15 protein-coding genes are annotated in these 16,567 nt (G+C 37.3%); 12 read left to right on the top strand and 3 right to left on the bottom strand.

Annotated features, from left to right (window positions below):
* Positions 1-14 precede the first annotated feature (14 nt).
* From B3D98_RS06665 to B3D98_RS06680, 4 genes are all read left to right on the top strand, one after another.
* Positions 15-1,196, top strand: coding sequence for an FtsW/RodA/SpoVE family cell cycle protein (locus B3D98_RS06665; RefSeq protein ID WP_288581930.1), 1,182 nt, complete (start codon positions 15-17; stop codon positions 1,194-1,196).
* A gap of 12 nt (positions 1,197-1,208) precedes the next feature.
* On the top strand, positions 1,209-4,643 hold the full coding sequence (gene pyc, locus B3D98_RS06670) for a pyruvate carboxylase (protein WP_288581932.1): 3,435 nt from the start codon (positions 1,209-1,211) through the stop codon (positions 4,641-4,643).
* Positions 4,644-4,779: 136 nt separating this feature from the next.
* Positions 4,780-5,400: a TetR/AcrR family transcriptional regulator gene (locus tag B3D98_RS06675; RefSeq protein ID WP_115673800.1), complete on the top strand. Its 621-nt coding sequence runs from the start codon at positions 4,780-4,782 to the stop codon at positions 5,398-5,400.
* Complete coding sequence (locus B3D98_RS06680) at positions 5,393-5,581, top strand: hypothetical protein (RefSeq protein WP_004224783.1); 189 nt, start codon at positions 5,393-5,395, stop codon at positions 5,579-5,581. The genes B3D98_RS06675 and B3D98_RS06680 overlap by 8 nt, the downstream gene beginning before the upstream one ends.
* A gap of 62 nt (positions 5,582-5,643) precedes the next feature.
* Here the strand turns inward: B3D98_RS06680 and B3D98_RS06685 are convergent, their stop codons facing one another.
* Positions 5,644-6,567 carry a COX15/CtaA family protein gene (locus tag B3D98_RS06685; protein WP_048394700.1) on the bottom strand — a complete coding sequence of 308 codons (924 nt, stop codon included), beginning with the start codon at positions 6,565-6,567 and terminating at the stop codon, positions 5,644-5,646.
* A 336-nt stretch (positions 6,568-6,903) separates the two neighbouring features.
* On the opposite strand from B3D98_RS06685, the gene cyoE reads away from it, so the two are divergent.
* The 7 genes from cyoE (at position 6,904) to B3D98_RS06720 (ending at position 13,509) form a co-directional block, all read left to right on the top strand.
* The gene (gene cyoE, locus B3D98_RS06690) at positions 6,904-7,821 is read left to right on the top strand and encodes a heme o synthase (RefSeq protein ID WP_288581936.1); all 918 of its coding nucleotides are present in this window, start codon (positions 6,904-6,906) and stop codon (positions 7,819-7,821) included.
* 99 nt (positions 7,822-7,920) lie between these two features.
* Complete coding sequence (gene coxB, locus B3D98_RS06695; RefSeq protein WP_016992772.1) at positions 7,921-9,009, top strand: cytochrome c oxidase subunit II; 1,089 nt, start codon at positions 7,921-7,923, stop codon at positions 9,007-9,009.
* A 40-nt stretch (positions 9,010-9,049) separates the two neighbouring features.
* Complete coding sequence (gene ctaD, locus B3D98_RS06700) at positions 9,050-10,933, top strand: cytochrome c oxidase subunit I (RefSeq protein ID WP_004224787.1); 1,884 nt, start codon at positions 9,050-9,052, stop codon at positions 10,931-10,933.
* Entirely contained in the window at positions 10,933-11,559 is a 627-nt protein-coding gene (locus B3D98_RS06705; protein ID WP_004224788.1) for a cytochrome c oxidase subunit 3, read from the top strand. Before ctaD ends, B3D98_RS06705 begins: the two co-directional genes overlap by 1 nt.
* Positions 11,559-11,903 (top strand): cytochrome C oxidase subunit IV family protein, encoded by a 345-nt coding sequence (locus tag B3D98_RS06710; RefSeq protein ID WP_004224789.1) that lies wholly within the window; start codon positions 11,559-11,561, stop codon positions 11,901-11,903. Before B3D98_RS06705 ends, B3D98_RS06710 begins: the two co-directional genes overlap by 1 nt.
* Positions 11,904-12,083: 180 nt before the next feature.
* Positions 12,084-13,007, top strand: coding sequence for a cytochrome c oxidase assembly factor CtaG (gene ctaG, locus B3D98_RS06715; protein WP_054549850.1), 924 nt, complete (start codon positions 12,084-12,086; stop codon positions 13,005-13,007).
* A 40-nt stretch (positions 13,008-13,047) separates the two neighbouring features.
* On the top strand, positions 13,048-13,509 hold the full coding sequence (locus B3D98_RS06720) for a DUF420 domain-containing protein (RefSeq protein WP_016992774.1): 462 nt from the start codon (positions 13,048-13,050) through the stop codon (positions 13,507-13,509).
* A 14-nt stretch (positions 13,510-13,523) separates the two neighbouring features.
* On the opposite strand, the gene ytvI is transcribed toward B3D98_RS06720, so the two are convergent.
* Both ytvI and B3D98_RS06730 read right to left on the bottom strand, forming a co-directional pair.
* On the bottom strand, positions 13,524-14,585 hold the full coding sequence (gene ytvI, locus B3D98_RS06725; protein WP_103117536.1) for a sporulation integral membrane protein YtvI: 1,062 nt from the start codon (positions 14,583-14,585) through the stop codon (positions 13,524-13,526).
* Positions 14,586-14,731: 146 nt separating this feature from the next.
* Positions 14,732-15,133, bottom strand: a complete 402-nt coding sequence (locus tag B3D98_RS06730) for a YugN family protein (protein ID WP_103117537.1) — start codon at positions 15,131-15,133, stop codon at positions 14,732-14,734.
* A 147-nt stretch (positions 15,134-15,280) separates the two neighbouring features.
* Here B3D98_RS06730 and B3D98_RS06735 point away from each other — a divergent pair, with 147 nt between their 5' ends.
* A complete protein-coding gene (locus B3D98_RS06735) occupies positions 15,281-16,435 on the top strand; it encodes a CAP domain-containing protein (RefSeq protein ID WP_048394693.1) in 1,155 nt (384 codons plus the stop codon).
* Positions 16,436-16,567 lie beyond the last annotated feature (132 nt).

A 16,567-nucleotide genomic window follows, 5' to 3' on the forward strand; every position in this document is an offset into this window, starting at 1 on the left:
AACGAGGTTTTCCAATGAGACAATACTTAAAACGCTATGCACAAAATTTTGATTATCCCTTATTTTTCACGGTACTATTATTAAGTTTATTTGGGTTAATAATGATTTACAGTTCAAGTATGATGGTTGCTATTGCACAGAAAAAACAAGCACCTGATTATTTTTATCAAAAGCAAGTGATCAATTTAATGGTGGCTTTTCTCGGTTTTATAGTGGCGGCCTTTTTTCCATATAAACATTATGCGAATAAGAACATTATGTTATTGCTAACGGTCGTGTTGGCGGTGTTATTCACGTGGTTAAAATTGTTTGGTCATGGGGCAGATGAAGTAGGCTCTCAAAGTTGGATTGCTATTCCAGGATTAGGGAATTTTCAGCCTTCAGAGTATGCGAAACTATTTATAATTTTATATTTTGCAGCTGCTTTTTATCGAAAAGCGCAAAAATATACATTTGAAAAGCTACAACCTACTGAAATTTTTTACCCAATTTTTCTATGGATTTTAGTGGTTGCTGGGGTAGCCTTTGAAACAGACTTAGGAGCAGTCATTATTCTATGTGGTATTGCCGTTTCAGTTGTAGCTTCAAGTGGCATTCCGTTTAAAACATTTTGGAAATTTTTCGGTGTATTAGGTGCGTTTGGTACAGCTATTCTTGGTATTCTATGGATATTTAAGGGAGAGCTACTAACAGGAAATCGAAAAGGACGGATATTGTCTTACTTAAATCCATTTGAGTATGAGGATGGTAGTGGTCACCAAGTGGTGAATAGTTATTATGCCATTGGCGGAGGCGGCTTAGAAGGGCGGGGCCTTGGTCAATCCATTCAAAAATTAGGATATTTGCCTGAACCACAAACAGATTTTATTATGGCAATCATAATGGAAGAGTTAGGGATATGGGGCGTTTTGATTGTCTTATGTGGCTTGGGATTTATTGTATATAAAGGTTTTTCTATTGCATTGCGGACAAAAGATCCATTGGCACGCATGATTGCGGCTGGTATTGCGAGCTGGATAGGCTGGCAATCATTTATTAATCTTGGGGGTGTAACCGGGTTAATCCCGTTAACCGGTGTAACGTTACCTTTTATAAGCTATGGCGGTACATCTATAATCATTCTATCTTTAGCGATGGGAATATTGATCAATGTTTCTATGTTTGAAAAGGTAGAGAGGAAAAAAACAGAATCATAAAGGGGGATACCTATGGAATCAATCAACAAAATTCTCGTAGCCAATCGAGGAGAAATTGCAATTCGTATTTTCCGTGCTTGTACGGAGCTGAATATCCAAACTGTTGCCATCTATTCAAGAGAAGATAGTGGTGCTTTTCATCGCTTTAAAGCAGATGAAGCTTATTTAGTGGGAGCTGGCAAGAAACCAATCGATGCTTATTTAGATATTGAAGGTATTATTGCCATCGCAAAAGATGCAGATGTTGATGCGATTCATCCAGGGTATGGTTTTTTATCAGAAAACGTGGAATTTGCACGTCGCTGTGAGGAAGAGGGCATTGTCTTTATCGGACCAACTTCTCAGCATTTAGATATGTTTGGAGATAAGGTCAAAGCACGTTCTCAAGCCATTGCGGCTGAGATTCCTGTTATTCCTGGTACAGATGGCCCAGTAGCCGATCTAGCAGAGGTAGAGACGTTTGCTAGCAATTATGGCTATCCAGTTATGATTAAGGCAGCACTTGGCGGTGGTGGTCGAGGGATGCGTCTAGTCCATACGCCAGAGGATCTTGCTTCCTCCTATGAAAGAGCAAAATCTGAGGCAAAGGCTGCTTTTGGTTCCGATGAAGTATATGTAGAAAAAGCAATCATAAAACCAAAACACATTGAAGTACAAATTATTGGCGATAAGCATGGCAATATTGTGCATTTATATGAGCGTGATTGCTCAATTCAGCGTCGACATCAAAAAGTGGTAGAAATTGCGCCATCTCATTCGATTTCACAAGAGTTAAGAAATCGTATTTGCGATGCTGCTGTGAAATTAATGAAGAATGTCTCGTACATAAATGCAGGGACAGTGGAATTTTTAGTCGCAGGAGACGATTTTTATTTCATCGAGGTAAACCCTCGCATTCAAGTAGAACATACAATTACAGAAATGATTACAGGTGTTGATATCGTCCATGCCCAAATTAAGGTAGCGGCAGGCTATGGACTTCACAGTGAAGAAATTCATATGCCAAAGCAAGAAGATATGCCAATGATTGGCTATGCCATTCAAGCACGTGTGACAACAGAAGACCCTGCAAATGACTTTATGCCAGATACAGGAAAGTTAATGGTTTACCGTTCAAGTGGTGGTTTTGGCGTGCGATTAGATGCTGGGAATGGCTTCCAGGGTGCTGTCGTTACACCATACTATGACTCTTTGTTGGTGAAAATTTCTACTTCGGGTATGAACTTTAAAGAAGCTGCTGCGAAAATGGATCGTAATTTAAAAGAATTCCGTATTCGTGGCGTTAAAACGAATATTCCGTTTTTAAATAATGTGGTGACTCATGAAAAGTTTTTATCAGGGGCCTTTGATACTAGCTTTATTGATACAACACCAGAGCTTTTCGAGTTCCCTGTGCGTAAAGACCGTGGAACAAAGCTGTTAAGCTATATTGGGAATGTGACCTTAAATGGCTTCCCTGGTGTAGAGAAGAAGTCAAAACCTATCTTTGTCCAGCCAAACCAACCTAAAATTGATCCTTTAATTGTACCACCAGCAGGTACAAAGCAGATTTTAGATACACAGGGAGTAGATGGCTTAGTGCAGTGGATTTTAGCACAGGAAGACGTACTACTAACAGATACTACATTCCGCGATGCTCACCAATCCCTGCTTGCAACACGTGTTCGTTCACAGGATATGTATCAAATTGCAGATGCAACAGCTCGCATGATGCATCAGTTATTCTCGCTGGAAATGTGGGGCGGTGCAACATTCGATGTAGCATATCGCTTCTTAAAAGAAGATCCATGGGAGCGGCTAGCGAAACTGCGTGAGCAAGTGCCGAATGTGTTATTCCAGATGTTACTGCGTGGAGCTAATGCTGTTGGTTATACAAACTATCCTGACAATCTAATCCGAGAATTTATCGCTGAATCGGCTTCATCAGGAATTGATGTATTCCGTATTTTCGATAGCTTAAATTGGATTAAAGGCATGGAAGTAGCGATAGATGCTGTGCGTCAATCAGGAAAAATTGCTGAAGCAGCCATCTGTTATACGGGGGATATCCTCGATGACAGTCGTGCGAAATATTCAGTGCAATACTATAAGGATATGGCGAAAGAGCTTGAAGCAGCTGGTGCCCATATTTTAGCGATTAAAGATATGGCTGGTTTATTGAAACCGGAAGCGGCGTACCGTTTAATTTCCGAGTTAAAAGAGACGACAAGTCTGCCAATCCACTTGCATACACATGATACTAGTGGCAATGGAATTTACTTATATGCTAAAGCGATAGAAGCAGGTGTTGATATTATTGATACAGCGCTTGGATCTATGGCAGGCCTAACATCTCAACCAAGTGCAAACTCCTTGTACTATGCAATGAAGGGCGGCAAACGTGAGGTACGAGCGGATATCGATGCATTAGAAAAATTATCGTACTACTGGGAAGATGTTCGTAAATACTATAAAGATTTTGAAAGTGGCATGATCAGCCCGCATTCTGAGATTTACGTACATGAGATGCCTGGTGGTCAGTATAGTAACTTACAGCAACAAGCAAAAGCTGTAGGGCTTGGTGATCGATGGGAAGAAGTGAAACGCATGTATTCCCGTGTAAATCTACTATTTGGTGATATTGTTAAAGTTACACCATCCTCCAAGGTGGTAGGTGATATGGCTTTATTTATGGTGCAAAATGATCTAGACGAAAATACAGTCTTAACAAGAGGGAAAACGATTGACTTCCCAGATTCTGTGATTGAATTCTTCCAAGGTTATCTTGGGCAGCCACATGGCGGGTTCCCAGAGGCATTACAACAAGTAGTGTTAAAAGATCGAGAAGCAATTACAGTTCGTCCAGGAGAATTATTAGAGCCTATTCAATTTGATCAATTAGAGGCTGTGCTAGAGGAAAAGTTAAATCGCCCAGTTACGAAAAAAGATGTACTGGCTTATGCACTTTATCCAAAAGTCTTTGAGGAATATGCGAAAACAGCAGAATCCTTTGGCAATATTTCAGTTCTTGACACACCGACATTCTTATATGGCTTAAAGCTTGGTGAAATTATTGAGGTTGAAATTGAAAAAGGGAAAACATTGATTATTAAACTCGTTTCAATCGGGGAACCACAACACAATGGAACACGTGTCCTTTACTTTGAGCTTAATGGTCAATCGCGTGAATTGGTGATTCAAGATATGACTGTTGAGGTTGATGGCAATTTAGCATTAAAAGCAGATCCAAGCAATCCAAACCAAATCGGTGCTACAATGCCAGGTACTGTGTTGAAAGTTGTTGTTTCTAAAGGTAGTCCTGTTAAACGTGGTGATCACCTGTTAATTACAGAAGCCATGAAAATGGAAACAACTGTCCAAGCACCTAAAGACGGCATTGTAAAAGAGGTATATGCAAGTGCAGGAGATGCCATTTCAACAGGGGATCTATTAATTGAAATTGAATAAATAGTCATGAAAAAAAGGTTATTAGATGCTTTTATTAGTATCTACATAACCTTTTTTATTGTGTTTAAGCGATAAATCATATAAAATTTGATTACTTAATCAGGAAAATGTTTATTCAATCAATCAGGAGAATTCTATGGATAACAATAAAAATACCTTTATTCAGGAAGCAAGAAAGCAGCAAATTATTGAAGCTACGATAGCGACACTTGATGATATAGGCTATGTAAAGGCAAGTTTAGCACAAATCGCTAAACGTGCTTCTATTAGCACAGCATTAATTTCTTATCACTTTGTAGATCGACAAGATTTAATCAACCAAAGTCTGCAAGCACTAATTGAGCAATCCACAACTTTCATTTTGACAAAAACATATACTGCCAGTGACCCTGTCACACAATTAGCAAACTTCATAGAGGCAAGCATTGCTTATCAAGCGACACACCCAAAAGAAAATGCAGCATTATTAGAAATTGTCTTCAACGCTCGGACTGCACATGACATCCCTTACTATAAACTGCCAGATGAAGAGGAAGACCCACTATTGACGGCATTATGTAATATTTTGGAAGATGGTAAAAAACAGGGGACTTTTAGTGTTCGCTCTGTCAATGTAATGGCAAAAGTAATTCAAGGAGCGATTGGTGAATATATGCTTATAGGGGGACCGCTTGCGATTGCGGCAGAGGATTACAGTCTCGAAGTAACAAATATTATATGGACAGCAATGAAAGTAGAGGGGCCAAAAAATGCTTAGAGCGCTATTTAACTGGATGTTAGTCATTGGTTTAATTTTATTAGGAGGCCGTCTCGTAACGCTAATTTGTCGATATTTCGACATTCCTTTTACAACATTTTTTAAAGATTATGCACTGGTATCCATGATTATTTTAATTGTTGGAATTATAGGGACTGAAGCTATGAAGAAACAAAAATAGTCATAGAAAAAAGATTCGACACATCTTTGGTGGCGAATCTTTTTTAATGGGCTATTTCTGGGCTATTTCTTTTTCTCATTATAATTACTTCGAGCAACTAGCATGATCATATAGCATAATAAACCGAATAAAAGGGAAATAAATAATGAATGCAGTAAAGCTACCGTTAAATTCAGTTTAGTAAGAACTACTAACATACCTGCAATAACTTGTAAAACTACTATAGTAAAGGCAATTATCCATCCATAGTAGATAACACGTTGATGTTTATATTCCTTTACAGCGTGCCAAGTTATGTATGCTATCCAAATGAAAATAATAAGAACAGCTAATCGATGTCCCATTTGCACCCATTCATACATATTATTCGGGGGTGCCAAAGGTGTTTCATTATAGCAAAATGGCCAATCGGGACAAATTAAGCTCGAATCTGTATGTCGAACTAGCGCCCCAGTATAAACGACTAAATAAGAATAAATTGTGACAGCAATTGTATGCCAACGTAACTTTTTACCGATAAATACGTTATCGGCATCAAATTTCCGATCGACTTCAAATACAATCATAGAGAGAAGAAGAACAGCGGCAAAGGAAATCAGAGATATCCCAAAATGAAGTGCTAAGATGAAATCACCTTGCCCCCATAATACTTGAGCTGCTCCAATAAGAGCTTGCGCAATTAAGAAAAACATTGCTAGGAAACCTAATAGTTTTACTTCGCGAATATGTCCGAGCTTACGCCATGTCCAAACGGTTAACACAAGAATTGAGATAGATACAACTCCTGTTACGAGACGATGTGAGAATTCAATAAGGACTTCCGGTGTAATCTCCTTTGGAATAAGAGATCCATTACAATCAGGCCAGTTTCGACCACAGCCTAGGCCACTATCTGTTTTGGTAACGAGAGCCCCACCTAGTAATATAAGGAGCATCCCTACTGTAGCGGCAACAGCAAACCACTTCAAATACCTGTTGTGTTGCATAAAATGAGTCACCTACTTTATCTATCAACATTACAAGAACGTAATGTTTCTGCTACTAGATAATATCGAAAATACGTATAAAAAACAACTTGTAAAGAGAAGGGACTACTAGATGTCGATTCCATTTCACAAATTGTTCATAATTTCGTGCTTTAACCTTCACAATTCATTTTAGAAAATGTTTTACTATAGATATGTTGTTTTTAATTATATTTCTAGACAAAACTAATTTTTACAACTTCATCTAAATTTCACTTAATGTCTAGAAATCAATCGCAAATTTCGCTATAGTTATTGTTAGCGGAATATGCTTACAAAAATGAAAGGAGAGGTATTATGTCAAACGGTCGTACACTGGCGGCTACTAGAAATCCTGGTCCAGAAACAACATCTGTTGTAAAAGATTTCTTAGCACTAATAAAAATTGGAATCGTTAACTCGAATCTTGTCACAACGTTTACAGGGATGTGGCTGGCTTTTCAGTTTACTAGTAGACATTTCTTGCAAGAGCTTGATGTCATATTTTACACCATGCTGGGTGCGGCATTAATCATTGGTGGCTCAGGTGCAATGAATAACTTCATTGATCAGGATATAGATCCCATCATGAAAAGAACTAAGGCAAGACCGACAGTGACAGGCAGATTTAAGCCAAACTTTGTGTTGACCATTGCCCTCTCATTTTTAATTGTAGGTGAAATTTTGTTATTTGCGGCATCGTTTGCAGCCGGCATGTGGGGACTAGTAGGAATATTTGCTTATGTCGTTCTGTATTCAATGTGGTCAAAGAGGAAGCATGTTAGTAACACGGTTGTAGGTAGTATTTCGGGGGCTATTCCTCCTATTATTGGATTCGCAGCGATTGAGCCTGCCTTAGGTCCAGGAGCACTAGCCTTATTCCTTATCATGTTTGCATGGCAACCGCCACATTTCTATGCGCTTGCAATGAAACGGACTGAGGAATATCGTGCAGCTAAAATACCAATGCTACCTGTTGTAAAGGGATTTAAACGTACAAAGTACTCAATGTTATTCTGGATTCTTTTATTATTACCGTTACCTTTCCTTTTAACAGAGCTTGGAATTGGCTTTTTAACTCTTGCTACTGCATTGAACTTGGGTTGGTTAATACTAGCTCTGAAAGGCTTTACAACAAAAGATGATATGAAATGGGCAAATAAAATGTTTATTTATTCGTTGAATCATATGACCATACTATTTGTAGCCATCATAATATTTGCGGTGTTTAGCTAAAGTTAGGGATTCTTTCTTTTTATAAGAATTCATATAGACAGAACTGATGTCCTAGGTACACATGAAAATACAACAAAGAAAGAGGGGTTTAATTAAGCTATGATGAAAGGGCTTAAAAAATGGCGTCTTTTTTCACTTCTAGCAGTGATGATGGTTTTCCTTTCAGGTTGTGGTGAAGATTATCTTTCTACACTAAAACCATCTGGAGAAGTAGGTAAACAACAATTAAATTTATTACTGTTAACTACTGTAATTATGACGCTAGTAGTAGTAATAGTATCTGTTATCTATTTACTTGCATTCCTAAAATACCGTCGTGCACGCGTAGGTGAAAATGTTATCCCTAAGCAAGTAGAGGGTAGTCATACGTTAGAAGTGATTTGGACAGTTATTCCGATTATTTTATTATTAATTATCGCTGTACCAGTTGTTACAACTACTTATAAATTTGCAGATGTTGCTGCAATGGATGAGGTAGATGAAGAAGGGAACAAAACAGCCCTAACGATCAATGTAACGGCAAAATTATACTGGTGGGAATTCGAATATCCTAACCAAGGTATCGTAACGGCTCAAGAGCTAGTGGTACCAACAGGTGAAAAAGTTTACTTTAATTTAAAAGCTGCCGATGTTAAGCACTCATTCTGGATTCCTGCTGTAGGCGGTAAAATGGATACAAACGTGGAAAACTTAAACAAATTCTACTTAGTATTCGATAAAGAATCAAAAGATCTTAAAGATGGCGTATTTTATGGAAAATGTGCTGAATTATGTGGACCTTCACATGCATTAATGGACTTTAAAGTAAAAACATTAAGCCCTGATGCATTTGATGCATGGGTTGATGCAATGAAAGCAACTGAAGGACAAACTGCTGACAAAGCTTCAACAGATCTTGGTGAAGCGACTTTTGCTAATAGCTGCTTAGGCTGTCATGCTATCTCTGGTTCAGGAGCAGGCGGTACACCAGGTCCAAACTTAACTACGTTTGGTGACCGTAACCGTGTTGCTGGTTTCTTAGAGCATAATGAAGAAAGCTTAAAAGCTTGGATTAAAAACCCTGAGGAATTTAAACCAGGTAACTTAATGATGAATGCTGAAGGCACTGCGCCTATCTACGGTAATTTATCTGATGAAGAAATTGAAGCTCTTGCAACTTACATCATGGGCTTATCAGTAGAAAAATAATTTTCGTTCTATGTAACAAATTTTGAGGGAGGTAAAAGTTGTGAGCTCATACACACAGAAAAAGGGCTTTGGAGCAGCTGTCTGGGATTACATCACTACTGTTGACCATAAAAAGTTAGCAGTGATGTATTTATTAGCCGGTACATTGTTCTTCGCTATCGCTGGTTTTGAAGCATTATTAATGCGTATTCAATTAATGAAACCAAATAATGATTTCGTATCAGCTGGTTTTTTCAATGAATTATTAACAATGCATGGAACAACAATGTTATTCCTAGCTGCTACGCCACTACTATTCGCATTTATGAACATGCTTGTACCATTACAAATTGGTGCGCGTGACGTTGCATTCCCGTTCCTTAACTCATTAGGGTTCTGGTTATTCTTCCTAGGTGCAGTATTCCTTCACCTGTCATTCTTTATGGGTGGCGCTCCTGATGCGGGCTGGACTTCTTATGCATCATTATCTTTATACTCTCCAGGACATGGTATTGATTTCTATGTTCTTGGTTTACAAATTTCAGGGGCAGGTACATTAATTTCAGGTCTTAACTTTATCGTTACGATTATTACAATGCGTGCTCCAGGTATGACATTTATGCGTATGCCATTATTCACTTGGACTGCTCTTGTATCAAGTGCCTTAATCTTATTCGCATTCCCTCCATTAACAATTGGTTTATTAATGATGTTATTTGACCGTATGTTCGGTGGTAACTTCTTTGACCATACAATGGGTGGTAACACAGTTATTTGGGAACACTTATTCTGGATCTTCGGACACCCAGAGGTTTATATCTTAGTATTACCAGCATTCGGTTTATTCTCTGAGATTATTCCAGCGTTCTCTCGTAAACGTCTGTTCGGATACTCTTCAATGGTATTCGCTACAATTTTAATTGGTTTCTTAGGGTTCATGGTTTGGGCTCACCATATGTTTACAGTTGGTCTTGGGCCAACAGCAAACGCAATCTTCGCTGTTGCAACAATGGCAATTGCGGTTCCAACAGGTATGAAAGTATTCAACTGGATCCTAACTATTTGGGGTGGATCTATTAAAGTTACAACACCAATGCTTTATGCACTTGGATTTATCCCGTCATTCGTTGCGGGTGGTGTTACAGGGGTCATGCAAGCATCTGCACCTCTTGACTATCAATTACATGATTCTTACTTTATCGTTGCTCACTTCCACTACGTAATCGTTGGTGGTATCGTTACAGCATTATTCGGTTCAGCGCACTTCTACTGGCCAATTTTCTTCAACCGTATGTTAAACGAAACGCTTGGTAAAATTACTTTCTGGGTATTCTTTATCGGATTCCATTTAACATTCTTCCTTCAACATTTCTTAGGTTTGATGGGTATGCCACGTCGTGTATTCACTTACATGGAAGGTCAAGGTTGGGATCAATTCAACTATATCTCTACAATCGGTGCATTAATGATGGGTGTAGGGGTTATCTTAATGGTAATCAACTGCTTAATGTCTATTAAGGGCAAACCAGCAGGACGCGACCCATGGGGCGATGGACGTACTTTAGAATGGTCAATTCCACAACCAATTCCATTCTATAATTTCCGTCAAACTCCACTTGTTCGTGGTTTAGATCCATGGTGGATTGAAAAACAAGAAGGTAATAAAGAAGTAACATTTGCTGAGCCACTAGGTGATATCCATATGCCAAATAACTCAGCGATTCCATTCGTTATTTCATTAGGTATGTTTATTGCAGCATTTGGTGCACTTTACAATCCAGATGCAGATAAGCCATGGTCTATTTATGTATTAATCATTGGTTTAGCAATTACATTTGGTGCGATGATTGCTCGTTCTGTTAAAGACGATCATGGTTTCCATTTACACAAAGAAGAAATTCTTGAAATTGAAGAACATCTTTACGGCAAAGGAGGAAATAAATAATGGATTTCAATACTAAATTTACTCCTCATACTTGGCCAGATCATCCTGAACAAGCTACGATGGAAGGTAAAAATAAAGTCGTTGGTTTCTGGATTTTCCTTGCCTGTGAAGTTGTACTTTTCGCAAGTTTATTCGCTACTTACTTAGCGCTTAAGAACAAAGGGCCAGCTGGCATGGAGTTCACAACTCAAGGTTTATTTGAATTACCATTAGCATTTGCTATGACGATGTTATTATTAACATCATCACTAACATCTGTTTATGCAATTTACCATATGCGTAACTTTAACTTTAAAGGTATGCAAACTTGGTTAGCGATTACATTAGCTTTAGGTCTTGGATTCTTAGCACTTGAAATCTATGAGTTCAACCACTATGTGCACCTTGGTTTTACATTTAATCAATCTGCATTCGCAACAGCGTTTTATTCGTTAGTTGGTACACACGGTTTCCACGTAACTTTAGGTCTTGTATGGATTGGTACTTTAATGATCCGTAATGCTAAACGTGGATTAAACCTGTACAATGCACCTAAATTCTTCGTTGCTGCTTTATATTGGCACTTTATCGACGTAGTTTGGGTATTTATCTTTACAGTAGTATACTTGATGGGAGTGATCGGATAATGTCTTCACACGATACACCTATAGTTGCTAAGTCACAGGCACAGTATGAGTATGATCGTCATCATAATGCCGTTCATATGCGTAAACAAGTAATCAACTTTGCGATTATGATTTTCTTCACTTTTATCGCATTCGCAGTAGTTGCAGCTGATTTTTCTAAATACTTAATTATGCCATTCGTATTATTATTGGCTGGCGTTCAAGTTGTACTTCAACTTTATTCTTTCATGCACTTAGAAGATAAAAAAACTCACTTTGGTGGTGTTATTGGTTTCTTCATGTGGATGGGAATTTTAATCGCATTTACATTCTTCTTAGCATTTTTAACAATCATTTGGTGGTAATCACCAAAAAAGCACGTTCGTTATTTTGTACGAACGTGCTTTTCTTATGTTTTGAGGTTATTTAGGTATCCAAAGAGGCAACACTGTTGAAACTTAACATTTGTTCACCTTTCGTTCATTGCAGTATAGCTGTAAGCGTTTTATAATAGGAGTACTGAAGTTTAAAGGAGTGCGTTCCATATGCCACTTAGTATATTTGGTTTCCAAGCATTGTGGAGCCCGTATTTAATAGGGGTTCTTGTTTTTATAACAATCATCTATTTTTTAGTCACAACAAAGTGGCGTAAAGATTTTAAAGTAAGTGAACCTTTGAAAAAAAGTGAAGCTATTTACTTTGTTTTAGCTATGATTACCATCTATATTATCAAAGGATCTCCGATTGATTTAATGGCTCATATTATGTTTACCATGCACATGGTGCAAATGGCTATTCTGTTATTGCTGGTCCCTATTTTCTTAATTAAAGGGATTCCCTGGTGGGTTTGGAAGGTGGCTATTGAGGCACCTGTAGTTAGAACTTTGTTTAAAGTGCTAACATTACCAGTTGTTGCTGTCTTTGTATTTATCGGTCTATTTTCTTTCTATCATTTACCGTCCATATTGGATTACATTAAATTAAATGAAACATTACATGGTACCTATACATTTGTATTATTTCTATCTGCAGTGTTTATGTACTGGCCTTTAATTCAAAATTTGCCAAATAGTAATCAAATGAAGCCTTTGCATAAATTGGCGTATATTATTGCTAATGCTGTTTTAATTACACCTGCTTGTGGATTAATCATCTTTGCGCCAAATGCAATGTATGAGACATATACAAACGGTGATGCATGGTTAAAGGCAATGGAGCTTTGTGTACCAGCCTCTACATTGTCAGGATTATCTTTATCTGGACCAGAGCTATTTACAGACATGAAACCAGTTGCAGATCAGCAATTAGGTGGCGTGTTAATGAAAATCCTACAAGAGCTTATTTTTGGTGTACTAATTGGTACGATCTTCACAAGATGGTATCGATCTGAGCAAAAAGATCCAGATAAAATCACTGCTGACGCTTTAGCTGCCCACCAAAAGAAGTGGGAAAGTCAACAGCAACATTAATTGAAGAATAGAAATTTACTTTGTGTAAGGGGTTTTGACAATGGAATTGCAAATTTTGCCTACTATTAGTACATCGTTTATCGTTATTAGTGCTGTACTAGTAGCGATAGGGTGGGGCTTAATTATAAAAAGAAATGTAGAGGGACATAAGAAAGTGATGCTTGCTGCAGGTGTTGCAGCACTTATTTTCTTTATCATCTATGCGTCCCGTACAATCTTTATTGGAAATACGGCTTTTGGCGGTGGAGAAGATTTAAAACCATACTATACGTTCTTCTTGATTTTCCATATTATTTTAGCGACATCTGGAGCTGTGTTTGGTATCGTTAGTATTATTTCAGGTTTGAAAATGAACATTAAATTACACAGACGAATTGGGCCAATTACAAGTATTATTTGGTTCTTTGTTGCCATAACTGGTGTATTAGTTTATTTATTATTGTATATTTTATTTGAGCCTGGTGAAACAACATCAGTAATTAAAGCCATTTTAGGATTTTAAAAAAATCTCCCTCCTTATTTCTGTGCAGGAGGGAGATTTTTTATAGTTGGTTGGAATAGTGAAAGCACTACAACAACCAGTAATGGACCAATTAATATTCCAATAAATCCAAAGATTTTAAAACCAATAAACATGGCAATAAAGGTATTCAAGGAAGAAAGTCCAATTTTATCGCCAATAATTTTTGGCTCAATCATTCGTCGGACTAGAAATTGTCCAATGGTTAGTAAAATTAAGACAGCTGCATATAAATAATCGCCAGCAAAGACCTGATAGATTGCCCATGGGACTAATAAAATAAATGAATCAAGAAAAGGGATAAAGTCTAAAACAACAAGTAAAAGTGCTAACAATATAGGGAATGGTGTTTTTAAAAAATAAAACGCAGCGAATGATATAGCAAAGATCCCTATCCCTACAAGTAATTGAGCTTTCAGAAATCCAAATAAGGCTAGCTTAACACGTTGGCCAATAAAGATAATTTTTTGATGGTAATGAAAAGGAACGGGCGATAATAATTTACGATTAATTGTTGGTAATTCTAAAAGCAACATATACAACACAATCCAATAAACAAATATATCAAAAAGACGTGTGGGAATATATGTTAGTAACGTTGACCAAACATTGACGTTCGTTAAGGATAAAGAAAATTTTTCGATGGATGCTAAAGCTTTTGCAATCATAAATTGAATTTGTGAAACTAGCTCTACCGGTAAATGATAGGTGTAATTGCTGAGCTTAGATTGCATTTGAATCCATAGGGCAGACAATTGATTAAGATAATCAGGTATATCAATAATAAAGGAAGAAAATTGTTTCCAGCTTATATAAAGGATAAGTGTACATAATAATAAAGATATACTTAGAAAAAACAAAAAAAAGAAGAAGACAACGATTTTCCGTTTTTTTCTAAACCGTTTGCTCATTCGAACGATGATTGGTTCTAACAATAACGCGGTTAAGTAGGCAAGTAAAATTGGTAATGATATGGAGATGGACCAAAGGATCAGTATACCCATTGCAATAACAATAATGGGATGACGAAAAAAAGGACGATTAAAAAATGATAACATTTTTCTCACCTACATCTTGTAATAGATATAGGTAGTATGAGAAAAAAAATTTTTTTTACTCAAAATAAAAAAAGACTGGACCACCAGTCTTTTTACAACCATGAAGCTATTTACGCTTACTTGCCGTCACTTCAATGTACGAAAGATTAGCGTGCGTTAACAGGTTCAAAGTTATTTTTATTTGTAGGCTCGATTGAGAATTGATCTAACTCTAATTTAACCTTTTTTAAGATTTCTTCACATTTTTTTACAAGGTGTGCTGGATAAACCTCGTCATCGCCATATTCAACACCATGCGGATAATAGTATTTACCAAGGACTGGTTTCATTAATGTAAGGATAGCATCGTGTGCACCTACGTCACCAGAAATAGCATATGCGAATACGCGTAGGTAAAAACGACCTTCACGAGTATCGAATCGTTTATCAAATGTCATACGCTCGTAATCCCAGCCGCCATCACATTCTAAACCATGTTTTTTCATAATGCTGACAAGTAGCTCTTGATCAGCTGTTAAATTTTCAAGGTTAGTATTTTCAAAATACATGTATAGTCCTCCTTTAGGTTCTCGTACAAAGTATACGCTCATTTTTATAATAGAGCATATTCGACATTGTTGCAATGACAACATTGTGTCAACCCAATTACAATTGATATAATAACTTACAATAATGGTGATGAAAAGGAGCCCTGTATGAAAGCTTTATTCCGCATTTTAATGGTTTGTGGTGCAGTTGCATTAATTGGTTTTATGTTTTTTAATACCCCTAAGGAAAATGAGCCACTAGAAGGCCCAAATACCAATTCGAATATCATACCTCAAACACAGCTAAAGCAGGAACCTGCAATAGGAGCAATGACACGTCCACAAACGGGTATATCCACATTGATAGGAAAAGGCACACAAACTGTTTTAGAACAATATGGGGAGCCTGCAAGAAAAGAGCCGTCTTCATTCGGTTATCAATGGTGGGTCTACAATGAAGACGTTTCAACTTTTTTTATGATTGGTATTGATAATAATATTGTGACACAAATTTACATAGCAGGACAAGAAATTGATGCATTTCCTTTTAAAGTAGGCCAAAAACGTGATGAAATATACAGAATGACGATCATTGATTATGAGGTAGCCGCCACTGTAGGCGAAAATATTTTCATTTTCTCAATGAGTGAAGAAGATATGCAAACAAGGCTGCTTATCAAATTTGATGGTCTTTATGCACAGCTTTACATAGATAGGGAGACAAGTGAGTTGCAAGGGATACGATATACAGACAGTGAAACACTTGTCCTTCATCAGCCATATGAAATGAGCTATCAAGGGGAGCTTGTTAGACGTGCTCCACCTTCCTCTTTCTTACAGCAAGAAATTGATGTGGCTAGTGCTAAACAATTAGACGATTTGCTAAATGTAACAAGAGTCCATCATGATTTACTTCCTTTAGAAATGGATGAATCATTGGAGGAAGCAGCAAGAATGCATAGTGAGGACATGAAGGTGCAAAATTTTTTAGCGCATGAATCTCCAACCTATGGTGATCTAAAAAAACGATTACAGACGCAAAAAATCGAGTATAGTGAAGCGAACGAAAACCTGGCAACTGCTTATTTTGATGCGATTGAAGCCATGCATGGCTGGACAAATTCTCCTGAACATAGAAAAGTTCTTTTGAATGATCGATATACACGCGTTGGTTCTGGCGCCTTTGTAGATTATTATACGCAAATATATCTTGAACCTACTACACAAGAAGTGGGTAGAGAAGAGCAAGATAATGAAGAGACGAAAAATGAAAAACAAGATAGCGAAGAATCTACAGATAAATCAAATCAAACCTTACCATAACAGAAGAATATTCAGATGAAGACAAGCTTTCAACAGACGGGCTTGTCTTCATTTTTTATGTGGAGTTTCTCCTTCTTTTAGGCTTCTACATTTTTCGTCACACCGTTACAAACGCCATCATATGATAGAGAA

The sequence above is a fragment of the Lysinibacillus sp. UBA5994 genome (genome assembly GCF_002429725.1).
Classification (GTDB): domain Bacteria; phylum Bacillota; class Bacilli; order Bacillales_A; family Planococcaceae; genus Lysinibacillus; species Lysinibacillus capsici.